Source organism: Geodermatophilus sp. CPCC 205506 (assembly GCF_051383635.1).
Classification (GTDB): domain Bacteria; phylum Actinomycetota; class Actinomycetes; order Mycobacteriales; family Geodermatophilaceae; genus Geodermatophilus.
The window spans coordinates 16,077-29,996 of the sequence record NZ_JALPKP010000023.1 but is presented as its reverse complement, the minus strand read 5'-3'; the positions used below and the strand labels follow the sequence as shown (position 1 = coordinate 29,996).

The following is a 13,920-nucleotide window of genomic DNA, read 5'->3' as shown; positions in this document are numbered from 1 at the left end:
TTCTGATGGTGGAACTCGAGCGGCACGACTACGACGTCGTGGTCGTGGGCGCCGGCGGCGCGGGCCTGCGGGCCGCGATCGCCGCGCACGAGCAGGGCGCGCGCACCGCGGTGGTGTGCAAGTCCCTGCTGGGCAAGGCGCACACGGTCATGGCCGAGGGCGGTATCGCCGCGGCCATGGGCAACGCCTATCCCGAGGACAACTGGCGGGTGCACTTCCGGGACACCATGCGCGGCGGGAAGATGCTCAACCACTGGCGCATGGCCCAGCTGCACGCGCAGGAGGCGCCCGACCGGGTCCGCGAGCTCGAGGACTGGGGCGCGCTGTTCGACCGCACCGCCGACGGCCTGATCAGCCAGCGCGACTTCGGCGGCCACCGCTACGCCCGCCTGGCCCACGTCGGCGACCGCACCGGGCTGGAGCTGATCCGCACCCTGCAGCAGCGCACCGTCGCCCTCGGCGTCGACGTCTACATGGAGTGCACGGTCACCCGGCTGCTCACCGACGCGGAGGGGATCACCGGGGCGTTCGGCTACTGGCGCGAGTCCGGGCGCTTCGTCGCCTGGCAGGCGCCGTCGGTGGTGCTGGCCACCGGCGGCATCGGCAAGGCCTACAAGGTCACCTCGAACTCGTGGGAGTACACCGGCGACGGCCACTCCCTGGCGCTGCAGGCCGGCGCCTCGCTGGTGAACATGGAGTTCGTCCAGTTCCACCCGACGGGGATGGTCTGGCCGCCGTCGGTGCGCGGGATCCTGGTCACCGAGAGCGTCCGCGGCGACGGCGGCGTCCTCCGGAACTCGGCCGGCAACCGCTTCATGTTCGACTACATCCCCGACTTCTTCCGCAAGGAGACCGCGGAGACCGAGGACGAGGCCGACCGCTGGTACACCGACAAGAAGAACAACCGGCGGCCACCGGAGCTGCTCCCCCGCGACGAGGTGGCCCGCGCGATCAACAGCGAGGTCAAGGCCGGCCGGGGCTCGCCGCACGGCGGCGTCTTCCTCGACATCGCCTCGCGCCGGGACGCCGAGTACATCCGCAAGCGGCTGCCGTCGATGTACCACCAGTTCAAGGAGCTGGCCGACGTCGACATCACCGCCGAGCCGATGGAGGTCGGGCCCACCTGCCACTACGTCATGGGCGGGGTGGAGGTCGACCCGGACACCGAGGCCGCCCGCGTGCCCGGGCTGTTCGCCGCCGGTGAGGTCGCCGGCGGCATGCACGGCTCCAACCGGCTGGGCGGCAACTCCCTGTCGGACCTGCTGGTGTTCGGCCGCCGGGCCGGGCTGGCCGCCACCGAGCACGCCCAGAAGCGGGCCGGCCTGGTCGCGCTGGCCGACGAGGCGCTCGCCGACGCCGCCCGGGCCGCGCTCGCGCCCTTCGAGCGGGAGGGCGGCGAGAACCCCTACACGGTGCAGCAGGACCTGCAGCAGACGATGCACGACCTGGTCGGCATCATCCGCACCGCGCCGGAGATGGAGCGGGCCCTGGAGCGGATCGCCGCCCTCAAGCAGCGCGTGGCCGCCCTCTCGGTCGAGGGGCACCGGCAGTACAACCCGGGCTGGCACCTGGCGCTGGACCTGCCGCACATGCTGCTGGTCAGCGAGTGCATCGCCCGGGCCGCCCTCGCGCGGGAGGAGAGCCGCGGCGGGCACACCCGCGACGACTTCCCCGCCGCGGACGTCGAGTGGGCGCGGACCAACCTGGTCTGCAGGCGGACGCCGGACGGCGGGGTGGCCGTGGCCCGGCAACCTCTGCCGGCCATGCCACCCGAGCTCGCCGAGGTCTTCGAGGAGGGCTCCGCGTGAGCTACGACGCGACGTTCCGGGTGTGGCGCGGGGACGCGTCCGGCGGGGACCTGCAGACCTTCACCGTCCCGGTCAACGAGGGCGAGGTCGTGCTCGACATCATCCACCGGCTGCAGGCCACCCAGGCCGGTGACCTCGCCGTCCGGTGGAACTGCAAGGCCGGCAAGTGCGGCTCCTGCAGCGCGGAGATCAACGGGCGGCCGCGGCTGATGTGCCTGACCCGGATGAGCACCTTCGCCGAGAGCGAGACGATCACCGTCACCCCGCTGCGGGCCTTCCCCGTCATCCGCGACCTCGTCACCGACGTGGCGTTCAACTACGAGAAGGCCGCGCAGGTCCCGGCCTTCACCCCGCGACCCCGCGACGGCGACGGCAACCACCGGATGCAGCAGGTCGACGTGGAGCGCCCGCAGGAGTTCCGCAAGTGCATCGAGTGCTGGCTCTGCCAGGACACCTGCCACGTGATCCGCGACCACGAGGCCAACAAGGCCGTCTTCGCCGGCCCGCGGTTCCTCATCCGGCTGGCCGAGCTCGACATGCACCCGCTGGACGTCGTCGACCGCAAGGACGCCGCGCAGGACGAGTTCGGCCTGGGCTACTGCAACATCACCAAGTGCTGCTCCGAGGTGTGCCCGGAGGGCATCCACCTCACCGACAACGGGATCATCCCGCTCAAGGAGCGCGTCGTGGACCGCCGGTTCGACCCGGTCACCTGGCTGGGCTCGCGGATCCGGCGGCGCCCGCGGGACTGAGAGAGGACCCCCTGCCCCCCACCGTGGAAGTACCCCGTCCTCCTCACCGCTCGCAGGCTCGCGGCGAGCCTCTGGACGGGGCCGCGGCGGGACCCTGCAGGGGGCCGCCCGGGGGTCAGGGCAGGAACTGGTCGAGGTCCGGCTCCTCGGACAGCGTCCCGTACTCCGTGGCCTTCGCGCCGAGCCGCTCGAGGGCCTCGCGGCTGAACTCGGTCCGGAACGTCGGGATGACGATGCGCTCGAGGACTGCCGGGTCGATCTCGGTGTACGTGCCGGTGATCCGTCGGACCTCGTCCGGGTTCTCCTGCGAGAACTCCAGCGACCGGTTCATGGCCCGCTGGAAGGCCTCGACCAGCTCCGGCTGCTCCTGCATCAGCTGCTGCGACGTGAAGACGCAGGAGATGTCGAGCTCCGGGTGGAAGTCGGAGAAGTTGTAGGACAGCACCCGCGCCCCGGCGTCGACGGCCTCGGTGAGGAACGGGTCGAGGATCCAGGCGGCGTCCACCTGACCGGTCTGGAGCGCGGCCGGCGCATCGGGGAAGGGGATCTCGACGAACTCGACGCCCTGCGGGTCCCCACCGGCGTCCTCGACGACCGACCGGATGGTCGTGTCCCCGATGTTGTTCAGGGTGTTGACCGAGACGGTGTTGCCGGGCAGGTCGGCCATCGACTGGATCGGCGAGTCCCCGGGCACCACGACGGCGCCGAAGTCGGGGTTGCCGGCGGTGGAGTTGGCGTTGGTGATGCACTGCAGGGGCAGCCCCTCGTCGACGGCGATCATCGTGGAGAGGACGTTCCCCCGCCCGAACTCGAACTCGCCGGAGACGACGCTGGGGACGACGGCCGCCCCGCCGACGGCCGACTCGATGGTGAGATCGAGCCCCTCCTCCTCGAAGAAGCCCTGGTCGACGCCGAGGTAGAGCGGGGCCGAGTCGACGATGGGCTGGGTGCCGATGGTGACGGGGGTCAGGCCGCCCTCCTCCGCGGCACCCCCGGCGGCGTCGTCGTCGGAACCGCCGCAGGCGGCGAGGGCGAGCAGGGCGGCGACACCGGCGGCGGCGACGCGGGACCTGGATCCGGTCACGGGGCAGCTCCTTCGCAGAACGGGGACGGGGGTCGTGCGGGTCCGAGGGGTGCGAGGACCGGTCAGGGCCGGTGGGCGCGGTCGCGCCAGAAGCCCCACGCGCGCGGGAGCTGCGGGGTGTTGGTGGCCACGGTCGCGGCGGCCTCCTCGTCGGTGAGGTAGGTGCAGCCACCCAGGCGCAGCGCCTCGGCCTGGGCACGGGCGTTGACCTCGGTGTAGACGGCCCGGTAGACGGCCTCCTCCACCGAGGCGCCGACCGCGGTCGCCCCGTGGCCCCGCATGAGGACCACCGAGGACCGGCCGAGGGCCCCCGCCAGCGCCACCCCGGACTGCGGCGTCCGCACCAGCAGGTCCGAGCCGGACCCGAGGGTGTCCCGCGCCTCGAACACGGGCGCCTCGGGGGCCAGGAACCCGGCCATGTGCAGGACCGGCCGCAGCGGGGTGCCTGCGACGCCGAACGGGATGACCGCCGGCGAGTGGCTGTGCACGACGGCGTGCACGTCCGGCCGGGCGCGGTAGATCTCCCCGTGGATGTGCCGCTCGAGGTACGGCGGCCGGGGGTCGTCGGTGGTCCCGTCGAGGGTGAACAGCTGGACGTCGTCGGCCTGCACGAGGCCGGGCGCGAGGTTCCGGGCGAGCAGGAAGGTGTCCGGGTCGTCGGCGGATCGGACGCTCACGTGCCCGAAGGCGTCGAGGATGCCCTGGTCGACGAGGATGTGGTTGGCCTCCGCGAGCGTGGCGCGCTGCTCGCGGGACCTCGTCGACGTGGTGTCCTCGCGCACGGCGGCCCCTCTCGGTCCCCGCGGGTGGCGATCACCCGCCGGACGATCGTGACCCGCGGCACGAGCGGTCACGCAGGACTTTCTGGAGAGCAGAACCGGGCGACGCGCTCGGTGGAACGCTCAGCGCTCCTCGGCCGCCCGCCGCTCCGCGCCGGTCTCGCCCGCGTACCCGACGTCGTCCCCGCCGGCGACGCGGCCGACGAACTCGCCCGACCCGCCGGTGCCGGTGGTGGTCGGCGCGTCGGGGGCGTCGCTGTCGCCGCCGCCGGTCGCGCGGGTCAGCGCCTGCGCGTCGTCGCGGTCGACGTCGTCCTCGCCCGGTCGGGGGTCACGCGGCATGCTCGTCCTCCTCGCCGTCAGCCCGGCTGTACCCGGCGGCCGGGCGACGACACCGGCCTCGACCCCACATGGAGAGTTGATGGCGACCGCACCTGGAGGATGGCAACGCACCCTCCGGCGTGCACCCCTCGGGGGACCACCGCGGGAGGAGGCACCATGCCCGTCGTCGAGCCGCACCGTCCGCACCGGGCCGCCCCCGGGGCGTTCGTCGCGCCCGGCCGGTCGCTGGTCTGGGGAGCCGGGTGGGCGACGGCCGCCGGCTGCCTGCCGGCCGCCGTGGCGGGAGCGACGGTGCTCGGTGCGGCGGCCGGCCCGGTCCTCGGGGCGCTGATGACGCTGGCCGCCGTTCTCACCGGACGCTGGCTGTCCGCCGACCTCCCGCCGGCCGGGGGCGCCACCCCCTGGGACGAGGACGCCGTCAGGCGGGGACCACCCGCACCGGGACGCTGGCCCAGCCCTTGAGGGTGTTGTTCAGCTTCGGCGTGGGCTCTCCGGCCGGCTCGATGGTGCGGGCCCGCTCGGCGAGGGCGGAGAGCACCAGCTCGGTCTCCAGGCGGGCCACCGGCTGGCCGACGCACTGGTGGATGCCCATGCCGAAGGCGACGTGCCCGGCCGTGCGCCGGCTGATGTCGAGCTGCTCGGCGTCCTCGCCCCAGTGCCGCGGGTCGCGGTTGGCCGAGCCGAGGAACAGCAGCACCTTCGTGCCCTCGGGGATCGTCGTCTCGGCGACGTCGACGTCCCGGCTGGTGGTGCGGAAGAAGGTCTGCACCGGGGACTCCCAGCGCAGCGCCTCGTCGTAGGCGAACTTGGCCTTGGCCGGCTGCGCGTGGATCTGCGCCCACTGGTCGGGGAAGCGGGAGAGCGCGTAGACGGTGTTGGCGATGCCGTAGACGGTGGTGTCGAGGCCGGCGGTGAGCAGCGAGCGCACCAGCATCGGGGCCTGCTCGTGGGTGATCTCCCCGCGGTCGGCGGCCTCCCAGATCTGCGCGCCGAAACCGCCGGGCGCCAGGTGCTCCCGCTGGCACTGCTCCCAGATCCAGGACTGCACCGGTGCGGCGGTGGCCAGCGCGTTCCGACGCAGCTCGTTGTCCGGGCCGAAGGCGTTGAACGCCAGCCCGCCGTAGGGCAGCAGGTTCTCCCGGCCCTCCTCGGGCAGGCCGACGGCGTCGGGGAAGACCCGCAGCGGGTAGACCTCGGCCAGGTCGGTGACCGCGTCGAAGGTGCCCTGCTCGACCAGCCGCTCGGCGATCTCCCGCGCCGGTGCGGCGAAGCGCTCCCGCAGCGTGCGCATCGTGCGCGGGGAGAGGACGCCGTTCATCGCCGTCCGGACGACGGTGTGGTCCGGCGGGTCGGCCTCCAGCAGCAGGCTCGGCGGCCGCCACGGCTTCTCCTTGGCGAAGTCCGCGAGGCCCGCGCCGCGGCTGGAGACGAAGGTCTCCCAGTCCTGCAGCGACGCCTTGACCTCCTCGAAGCGGCCCATGGCGTAGATGCCGTACCGGGGGAGGAAGACCACCGGGCCGGCGTCGCGCAGCCGGCGGTGGAAGTCGTAGGGGTCGGTCAGCACCTCGGTACCGAACGGGTCGTCGTCCAGGACGGGGGCGTCGCTGGTGGGCGGGCTGTCGACGGTCACAGGAGCACTCCCGGGTCGGGGGTCGCGGTTGACGTCAGCGTGACGCGCCCCACCTCCCTCGGCCCACTCTCCTCTCATCTGTTGAGAGAAGGCTGGGTCCCGGTGTGACGGGCACCGCACCATCCTCCTCGTGCGCGGCACCCCTGCCGCCATCCGAGAAGGAGACCTGCATCGATGTCTGCACCTGCCACCCACCCCCGTCGCCGGCTGGCCGGGCTCGCGCTCGGCTGCGCGGCCACGCTCGTGCTGGCCGCGTGCGGCTCCGACGACGATGCCGGCAGCGGAGGTGGCGAGGGCGGCGGTGAGTCGGGCCCGGCGGCGCTGACGCTGGGCTACTTCCCGCTCGTGCACACGGCGACCGCGGTGAACGCCGAGGAGACCGGCCTGTTCGACGACGCCGGGCTGGACGTGACGCTCGAGCAGACCTCCGGCGGCGCCCAGGCGATCCCCTCGCTGATCGCCGGCGAGTACGACATCACCTACGGCAACTACACCTCGGCGGTGCTGGCGGCGCAGCAGGGGCTGCCGGTGCGGATCGTGGCCGGCAACGACGTCGGCGCCACCGACCACGCGATCATGGTCGCGGCCGACTCCCCCTTCCAGGGCCCGGCTGACCTGGCCGGCGCCCGGATCGCGGTCAACAACCTGCAGAACATCGGCACGGTTGCGATCAACGCCGTCCTGGAGGACGCCGGCGTCGACATCTCGACGATCCAGTTCCTCGAGCTGCCGCTGCCGGACATGGCCGCCGCCCTCGAAGCCGGCGACGTGGACGCCATCTGGCAGGTCGAGCCCTTCCAGGCCTCGGCCCTGGCGGCCGGCCACCGGGTGCTCTTCCCGCTGTTCAGCGGCCCGGTCGAGGGCATGCCCGTGGCCGGGTGGCTGACCACCGAGCAGTACGCCCAGGAGAACCCCGAGGTGATCGAGTCGTTCCGGTCCGCGCTGGCCACCTCCATCGAGCAGCTCGACGGCGACCGCGAGCGGCTGGTCGAGCTGGTGCCGACCTACTCGCAGGTGCCGGCCGAGACCGTCGAGGCAGTCGAGCTGCCGCAGTGGGACGCCGAGGCCGACGCCGAGCAGCTGCAGGAGATGAGCGACCTGATGCTGGAGTACGGGATCATCAGCGAGGAGTTCGACGTGGAGACCATTCTCATCGACTGAGCACGTCGGTGGGGCGGCTCCGCGGAGCCGCCCCACCGTCAGGCGCGGAGGTACGCCAGCACGGCCAGCACGCGGCGGTTGGCGTCGGCGGCCTCGTGCAGGTCCAGCTTCGTGAAGACGTTGTGCACGTGTGCCTCGACCGTCTTCGGAGCGAGGAAGAGCCGCTCTCCGATGGCCTGGTTGGAGCGGCCCTCGGCCATGACAGCGAGCACCTCCCGCTCCCGTTCGGACAGCAGGTCGAGCGGGTCGCGGGCACGTCGCCGGCCGACGAGCTGGGCCACCACTCCCGGGTCGATCACCACCCCGCCGGCGGCCACCCGCCGGACCGCGTCGACGAGCTCGGCCGGGTCGGTCACCCGCTCCTTGAGCAGGTAGCCGGTCCCCCGGGTGCCGGAGTCCAGGAGCTGCATGGCGTAGTGCGGCTCGACGTGCGCCGAGAGCACGAGGACGCCGATGCCCGGGTAGCGCTCGCTCAGTTCCCGGGCGGCGGCGAGGCCCTCCGTGGTGTGGCTGGGCGGCATGCGGATGTCGACGACCGCGACGTCCGGCCGGTCCCGCTCGACCGCCTCCAGCAGGGCCGCGGCGTCGCCGACCTGGGCGGTGACCTCGAGTCCGGCGTCGGCCAGCAGGCGGCAGATGCCGGCCCGGAACAGCGCGGCGTCGTCGGCGACGATCACTCGCACGGCAGCGTCGCGATCACCCGCGTCCCCGAGCCCCGGGGGCTCCGGACCACCAGCCGGCCTCCGAGCGCGGCCACCCGGTCGGCGAGGCCGCGCAGGCCCGAGCCCGCCGGGTCGGCGCCGCCGACCCCGTCGTCGCCCACCTCGACCCGCAGCAGCCGGCCCTCCGGCCGCACGTCGACGGTCACGGTGGAAGCGTCCGCGTGCTTGGCGGCGTTCGCCAGGGCCTCGGACACCACGAAGTAGCAGGTCTGCTCCAGCGCCTCCGGCCACCGCCGGTCGGGGACCGCACCGATCACCGCAGGCACCGGGGACCGATCCACCAGCGTGGCCAGCGCCGGCCCGAGCCCGGCATCGGTGAGCAGCACCGGGTAGATCCCGCGGGCCAGCTCGCGGAGGTCGTCGAGGGCGCCGGACAGCTCCGCGCCGGCCTCGTCCAGCAGCGCGGCCACCTCCCCGGCGCCGGCCGAGCCCAGCTGGGTGCGGGCCAGGCGCAGCGCCAGCGCGACCGTGACCAGCCGCTGCTGGGCGCCGTCGTGCAGATCCCGCTCGACCCGGCGGCGGGCGGCGTCGGCCGCCTCGACGATCCGCGCCCGGGACGCGTTCACCTCACGCAACTGCGTGCGCACCTCGGCGTGCAGCCGCTCGTTCTGCACCGCGAGCCCCGCGCTGGCCGCCACCGCCGCCACCAGCTCGGGCTCACCGGTGAGCGCCCGGTCGTGCACCAGGACCGCGATCCGCTCCCCGTCGCGCTCCAGGTAGGTCAGCGCCCGCCCGTTCCCCGCGGCGAGATCGGCCACGGGCGCGCCGTCGGGGCCGACGAAGGCCTCCCGCTCGGGCAGCCAGTAGGCGAGCTCCAGCGACGGGTCGTGCAGCGTGCGGGCGAGCACGCTCCGCAGCTGCTCCGGGACGGGCACCCCGGCGCCGAGCTCGACGACCAGGCGGCTCACGCCGGTCCGGTCGAGGTGGCTGCGCAGCAGTCCGAGCAGCAGCGCCAGCGGCCACACCACGAGCACGACCTGCGCGGACCAGGCCAGCACCACGCCGGCGGCCGGCGGGATGAGCAGCAGGATCGCCGTCCGCTGGACGAGGATCGTCACCACGACCACGGCGCCCCCGGCCACCCCGGGAGCGAGGCTGCGGCGCTGCGCCGGCCCGCCCGCGCGCCAGCGGGCGAACACGACCGCCAGCAGGGTGAGGAACAGCGCGACCACGACGCCCTGCACGGCGAGGTCGATCGCCGACGGGGCGAACTCGCCGTTGGTCGGCGCGATCACGAGGCCGTTCGGGGGCGGCCCCTCGCCCAGCCCGCGGTCGACGGAGAAGACCACCAGGAAGGCGGCGTCCAGCGGGGCGGACAGCAGGTAGCCGACGCCGACGACGGCCCCCTCCACCCCGGTGCGCACCCGCCCGTCGGGGAACGTCGCGAGCAGGTGCACCAGGAGGCTGAGGTACACCGACCCCAGCAGGACCCCGGCGACGAACGCGGGACGGGCCGCGACCGCGACCACGTAGCGGGCGAACCAGGCGAAGCCCAGCGCGACCATCAGCGCCCCGGTGCGGCTGGCCGGGCGGTGGCTCCAGGCGACCAGGCCGACGCCGATGAACGACCAGCCGACCGCGAGGCTGAGCACGAGCGTGGGCGGCAGCAGGTCGGGCGGGATCGCGTAGCCGCCCCACACCAGCGCGGCTGCCGCGCCCGCCCCGGCCGCGACCCCGGCCGCCCCCGTCCCCCACCGCAGCCCGCGGCTCAGGCGCTGCACGGGGTCGCCCTCGGCGGACCGTCGATCACCTGCCACAGGGTCTCGCTGCTCAGGTCCCCCTTGGCGATGAACCCCCGCGCGCGGCAGCGGTCCACCCGCGACCCGTAGTCCAGGCGGGCCCGGCTGGAGACCAGCACGACGACCGGGCCGCCCCGCCAGCCGGTCAGCTCCTCGGCGATCGTGAAGCCGTCGAGGTCGGGCAGCTGGACGTCGAGGAGCACCACGTCAGGGACCAGTTCGCGGGCCGCCACCAGGGCGTCGGCGCCGTCGCCCGCCTCGCCCACGACCTGGAAGCCGCCCGCGGTGAGCAGCCGCCGGGCGAGCGACCGGAAGGGGGCGTGATCGTCGACGATCAGGACCCGCGCCGCCATCCGTCGATGCTGTCACCGCCGACCGCCCCTCGACACAGGGTTGACCCTGCTCCTCGGCAGGGGTGGCCCCGTGGTCCCGGACGTCGCCCGCGCGGACCCTCGGACCCGTCGCATCAGCTCCGGAGGTCGTCATGTCCAGTACGCGAGCCTGGGTCCGGCAGCACCGCCTGACCACCTTCTTCGTCCTCGCCTACGTCGTGGCGTGGGTCCCGTGGCCGCTCGCCGAGGCCGGGCTGATCCCCGGGCAGTTCTTCTTCTTCCCCGGCGCTCCGCTGGTCGCCGCGCTCGTGGTGATCGGGGTCGCCGAGGGGCGGACCGGGTACCGGGACCTGCTCTCCCGGTTGCTCCGCTGGCGGGTCGGCTGGCAGTGGTACGTGGTGGCGGTCGGCGTCCCCGTGCTGCTCGTGCTGGCCACCGGCTGGGTCGTCGCGTGGCTGGGCGCCCCCGCCCCCGACCTCTCGGCGATCGTGTGGGCCGATGTCGCGATCGTGCTGCTGGTCCGCCTCGTCGATCCCACCGACGGGGCGCTCGGCGAGGAGCCGGGCTGGCGCGGCTACGCCCTGCCCCGGCTGCAGCTGGCCGCGTCCCCGGTCCGGGCGGCCACGGTGCTCGGCGTGCTGGCGGCCGGCTGGCACCTCCCGCTGGTGCTGACCGGCAACCTGCCCGTCGTCGGGCTGCCCTCGACGGTGGTGATCACGTTCCTCTACGTCTGGCTGTTCAACCGCACCGGCGGCAGCCTGCTGATGGCGCTGCTCTTCCACGCCAGCCAGGGGGCGTTCACCTACGGGATGCTCGGCTTCGACGCCGCCGACGAGGACCGCGCCGCCGTCGTCTACTTCGCCGTCCTGGTGGTCGCGGTGGCCGCCACGCTCGTCCTGGACCGCACGGCGTGGCGGACCGCGCCCCCCACGGCGATCGCGACCGCCGACGAACCCCTCGCGCGCACCGGGCGCTGACGTACCCGACCGGCAACGACAGGAAGGTGATCACCGTGCTCATCACGACGACGAACGAGGTGCCGGGCCACCGGATCGAGGAGGTGTACGGCGAGGTGTTCGGCCTCACCGTCCGCTCCCGGCACGCCGGGTCCCAGCTCGGCGCGGCGATGAAGTCCCTCGCCGGCGGGGAACTCCGCGGGCTGACCAAGAACCTCGAGGAGAGCCGGCAGGAGGCCCTGGAACGACTCGTCGGCGCGGCCGAGGCCAAGGGCGCCGACGCGGTGGTGGCCATGCGCTTCGACACCACGGAGATGGGCAGCACCTGGACGGAGGTCTGCGCGTACGGCACGGCGTGCCGGCTGACCAGGCTGTAGCCGACACTGCTGCGGGCCGGGGCGACATGGTCGCCCCGGCCCGCGAGGCGCCGCGCTCGTCCTCAGAGCTCCGGCGCCGCCGCGTGCACCGGAGGACGGCGGGTGCCCCAGGCGTAGGTCTGCTTGCGCAGGCCGAGGTAGAGGTGGGTCTCGGTGGACTCGACGCCGTCGATCCCGCGGATGCGGGCCACCGTCTCCAGCAGCTGGTCGTCGTCCTCGCAGACCACCTCGACGAGCAGGTCGACCGACCCCGCGACGATGACCACGTAGTCGACCTCGGCGAGGTCGGCGAGGGCATCGGCGACGGCGCGGGGGTCGCCACTGGTGCGGACCCCGACCATCGCCTGGCGGGAGAAGCCCACCTGCAGCGGGTCGGTCACCGCCACGATCTGCATGACGCCGGCATCCAACAGCCGCTGCACCCGCTGCCGGACGGCGGCCTCGGAGAGGCCCACGGCGGTGGCGATCCGGGCGTAGGGACGGCGGCCGTCCTCCTGGAGCTGCTCGATGATGGCGCGCGAGACGTCGTCCAGCACGAACTGCCCCCGGGTGGTCATCCTCGGATCGTATCGACGCAGTGGACTGACGGGGTCGTCCGTCCGGGTGGCTGGCCGCTACGCTTCCCTCGCTCCGACTTCCTCCGCACGACGGGATCCGCAGCGATGACCACCACCGAGCAGGACGTCGCCGCCCCGGGCCAGCCCCTCGGCGCGGAGGCCACCGCGAACCTGTGGCTGCACTTCTCGCGCATGGGGGCCTACCGGGACACCCCGCCGCCGGTGATCGTCCGCGGCGAGGGGGCCGAGATCTTCGACGACCGCGGCCGGCGCTACCTCGACGGGCTGGCCGGGCTGTTCGTCGTCCAGGCCGGGCACGGGCGACGGGTGCTGGCCGAGGCGGCCGCGCGCCAGGCGGAGCAGCTGGCCTTCTTCCCGCTGTGGTCCTACGCCCACCCGGCGGCGGTCGAGCTCTCCCAGCGGCTGGCCGCCGCCGCCCCCGGCGACCTCAACCGGGTCTTCTTCACCACCGGCGGCGGCGAGGCGGTGGAGACCGCGTGGAAGGCCGCCAAGCAGTACTTCAAGCTGACCGGCAAGCCGGAGAAGACCAAGGTGGTCAGCCGGGCGGTCGCCTACCACGGGACGACGCACGGCGCGCTGGCGATCACCGGCGTCCCGGCGCTCAAGGAGGTCTTCGAGCCGCTGGTGCCCGGCGCCTGCCACGTGGCCAACACCAACCTCTACCGGGCGCCGGTCCACGGCGACGACCCGGAGGCGTTCGGCCGGTGGGCCGCCGACCAGATCGAGCAGCGGATCCTCGCCGAGGGCCCGGACACCGTGGCCGCGGTCTTCCTCGAGCCGGTGCAGAACGCCGGCGGCTGCTTCCCCCCGCCGCCGGGCTACTTCGCGCGGGTGCGGGAGATCTGCGACCGGCACGACGTCCTGCTGGTCAGCGACGAGGTGATCTGCGCGTTCGGCCGGCTGGGCAGCACGTTCGCCTGCGACAAGTTCGGCTACGTGCCCGACCTGATCACCTGCGCCAAGGGGATGACCTCGGGCTACTCCCCCATCGGCGCGATGATCGCCTCCGACCGGGTCATGGAGCCCTTCCTGCGCGGGACGGCGTCCTTCCCGCACGGCTACACCTTCGGCGGGCACCCGGTGAGCTGCGCCGTCGCGCTGGCCAACCTCGACCTGTTCGAGGAAGAGGGCCTCGACGCGCACGTGCTGGCCAACGAGGCGGCGTTCCGGGCGACCCTGGAGCGGCTGCTCGACCTGCCGATCGTCGGCGACGTCCGCGGGGACGGGTACTTCTACGGGATCGAACTGGTCAAGGACAAGGCGACCAAGGAGACCTTCGACGCGGCCGAGTCGGAGCGGCTGCTGCGCGGCTTCCTCTCCGGCGCGCTGTTCGACGCCGGGCTCTACTGCCGGGCCGACGACCGCGGCGACCCCGTCGTGCAGCTCGCCCCGCCGCTCATCTGCGGCCAGACCGAGTTCGACGAGATGGAGCAGATCCTGCGCTCGGTGCTCACGGAGGCCTGGTCCCGGCTCTGAGGGATCCGTTGATCATCGCCAGCCGGTCACGCCCGCCGGTGTGTCGGGCGACCCTCCGACGATGATCATCTACGCCGAGCGACCTTGGCACCGAGCAGGCCCGCCGGATTCGCGGGCCGGCCTCCAGCAGTGCCTGGACAAGATGGCCGTGCTGCTGACCGGCGAGCCCTCGCGGGCACCCGAG

Annotated in this window: 15 protein-coding genes; 7 read left to right on the top strand and 8 right to left on the bottom strand. The window is 73.7% G+C overall.

Annotated features, from left to right (window positions below; translation table 11 throughout):
* The first annotated feature begins 5 nt into the window (after positions 1-5).
* Positions 6-1,808: a fumarate reductase/succinate dehydrogenase flavoprotein subunit gene (locus tag MY520_RS14545; protein ID WP_436692897.1), complete on the top strand. Its 1,803-nt coding sequence runs from the start codon at positions 6-8 to the stop codon at positions 1,806-1,808.
* Positions 1,805-2,560 (top strand): succinate dehydrogenase/fumarate reductase iron-sulfur subunit, encoded by a 756-nt coding sequence (locus tag MY520_RS14540; protein WP_436692895.1) that lies wholly within the window; start codon positions 1,805-1,807, stop codon positions 2,558-2,560. The genes MY520_RS14545 and MY520_RS14540 overlap by 4 nt, the downstream gene beginning before the upstream one ends.
* A gap of 115 nt (positions 2,561-2,675) precedes the next feature.
* Here the strand turns inward: MY520_RS14540 and MY520_RS14535 are convergent, their stop codons facing one another.
* The 3 genes from MY520_RS14535 to MY520_RS14525 all read right to left on the bottom strand — a co-directional run bounded on the left by MY520_RS14535 (position 2,676) and on the right by MY520_RS14525 (position 4,765).
* The gene (locus tag MY520_RS14535; RefSeq protein ID WP_436692893.1) at positions 2,676-3,644 is read right to left on the bottom strand and encodes an ABC transporter substrate-binding protein; all 969 of its coding nucleotides are present in this window, start codon (positions 3,642-3,644) and stop codon (positions 2,676-2,678) included.
* 62 nt (positions 3,645-3,706) lie between these two features.
* Positions 3,707-4,426: a class II aldolase/adducin family protein gene (locus tag MY520_RS14530; RefSeq protein ID WP_436692892.1), complete on the bottom strand. Its 720-nt coding sequence runs from the start codon at positions 4,424-4,426 to the stop codon at positions 3,707-3,709.
* Positions 4,427-4,546: 120 nt separating this feature from the next.
* Positions 4,547-4,765, bottom strand: a complete 219-nt coding sequence (locus MY520_RS14525; protein ID WP_436692890.1) for a hypothetical protein — start codon at positions 4,763-4,765, stop codon at positions 4,547-4,549.
* 156 nt (positions 4,766-4,921) lie between these two features.
* On the opposite strand from MY520_RS14525, the gene MY520_RS14520 reads away from it, so the two are divergent.
* A complete protein-coding gene (locus tag MY520_RS14520) occupies positions 4,922-5,227 on the top strand; it encodes a hypothetical protein (RefSeq protein WP_436692888.1) in 306 nt (101 codons plus the stop codon).
* On the opposite strand, the gene MY520_RS14515 is transcribed toward MY520_RS14520, so the two are convergent.
* Positions 5,184-6,395 (bottom strand): cytochrome P450, encoded by a 1,212-nt coding sequence (locus MY520_RS14515; protein WP_436692886.1) that lies wholly within the window; start codon positions 6,393-6,395, stop codon positions 5,184-5,186. The two genes, MY520_RS14520 and MY520_RS14515, sit on opposite strands and share 44 nt — an antisense overlap.
* A gap of 174 nt (positions 6,396-6,569) precedes the next feature.
* On the opposite strand from MY520_RS14515, the gene MY520_RS14510 reads away from it, so the two are divergent.
* Positions 6,570-7,556, top strand: coding sequence for an ABC transporter substrate-binding protein (locus MY520_RS14510; RefSeq protein WP_436692885.1), 987 nt, complete (start codon positions 6,570-6,572; stop codon positions 7,554-7,556).
* A 38-nt stretch (positions 7,557-7,594) separates the two neighbouring features.
* Here MY520_RS14510 and MY520_RS14505 read toward each other — a convergent pair whose 3' ends face one another.
* Genes MY520_RS14505 through MY520_RS14495 form a run of 3 tightly spaced genes read right to left on the bottom strand, consistent with a single transcriptional unit; the run spans position 7,595 to position 10,370 of the window.
* The gene (locus MY520_RS14505) at positions 7,595-8,239 is read right to left on the bottom strand and encodes a LuxR C-terminal-related transcriptional regulator (protein WP_436692883.1); all 645 of its coding nucleotides are present in this window, start codon (positions 8,237-8,239) and stop codon (positions 7,595-7,597) included.
* On the bottom strand, positions 8,230-9,999 hold the full coding sequence (locus tag MY520_RS14500) for a sensor histidine kinase (RefSeq protein ID WP_436692881.1): 1,770 nt from the start codon (positions 9,997-9,999) through the stop codon (positions 8,230-8,232). Before MY520_RS14500 ends, MY520_RS14505 begins: the two co-directional genes overlap by 10 nt.
* Complete coding sequence (locus tag MY520_RS14495) at positions 9,987-10,370, bottom strand: response regulator (RefSeq protein ID WP_436692880.1); 384 nt, start codon at positions 10,368-10,370, stop codon at positions 9,987-9,989. The genes MY520_RS14500 and MY520_RS14495 overlap by 13 nt, the downstream gene beginning before the upstream one ends.
* A gap of 131 nt (positions 10,371-10,501) precedes the next feature.
* Between MY520_RS14495 and MY520_RS14490 the strand changes: the two genes are divergently transcribed.
* Positions 10,502-11,326 (top strand): CPBP family intramembrane glutamic endopeptidase, encoded by an 825-nt coding sequence (locus tag MY520_RS14490; protein ID WP_436692878.1) that lies wholly within the window; start codon positions 10,502-10,504, stop codon positions 11,324-11,326.
* 26 nt (positions 11,327-11,352) lie between these two features.
* Positions 11,353-11,682 (top strand): YbjQ family protein, encoded by a 330-nt coding sequence (locus tag MY520_RS14485; RefSeq protein ID WP_436692877.1) that lies wholly within the window; start codon positions 11,353-11,355, stop codon positions 11,680-11,682.
* A gap of 62 nt (positions 11,683-11,744) precedes the next feature.
* Here the strand turns inward: MY520_RS14485 and MY520_RS14480 are convergent, their stop codons facing one another.
* Entirely contained in the window at positions 11,745-12,239 is a 495-nt protein-coding gene (locus MY520_RS14480) for an Lrp/AsnC family transcriptional regulator (protein WP_436692875.1), read from the bottom strand.
* A gap of 105 nt (positions 12,240-12,344) precedes the next feature.
* On the opposite strand from MY520_RS14480, the gene MY520_RS14475 reads away from it, so the two are divergent.
* Positions 12,345-13,736, top strand: coding sequence for an aspartate aminotransferase family protein (locus MY520_RS14475; protein ID WP_436692873.1), 1,392 nt, complete (start codon positions 12,345-12,347; stop codon positions 13,734-13,736).
* Positions 13,737-13,920 lie beyond the last annotated feature (184 nt).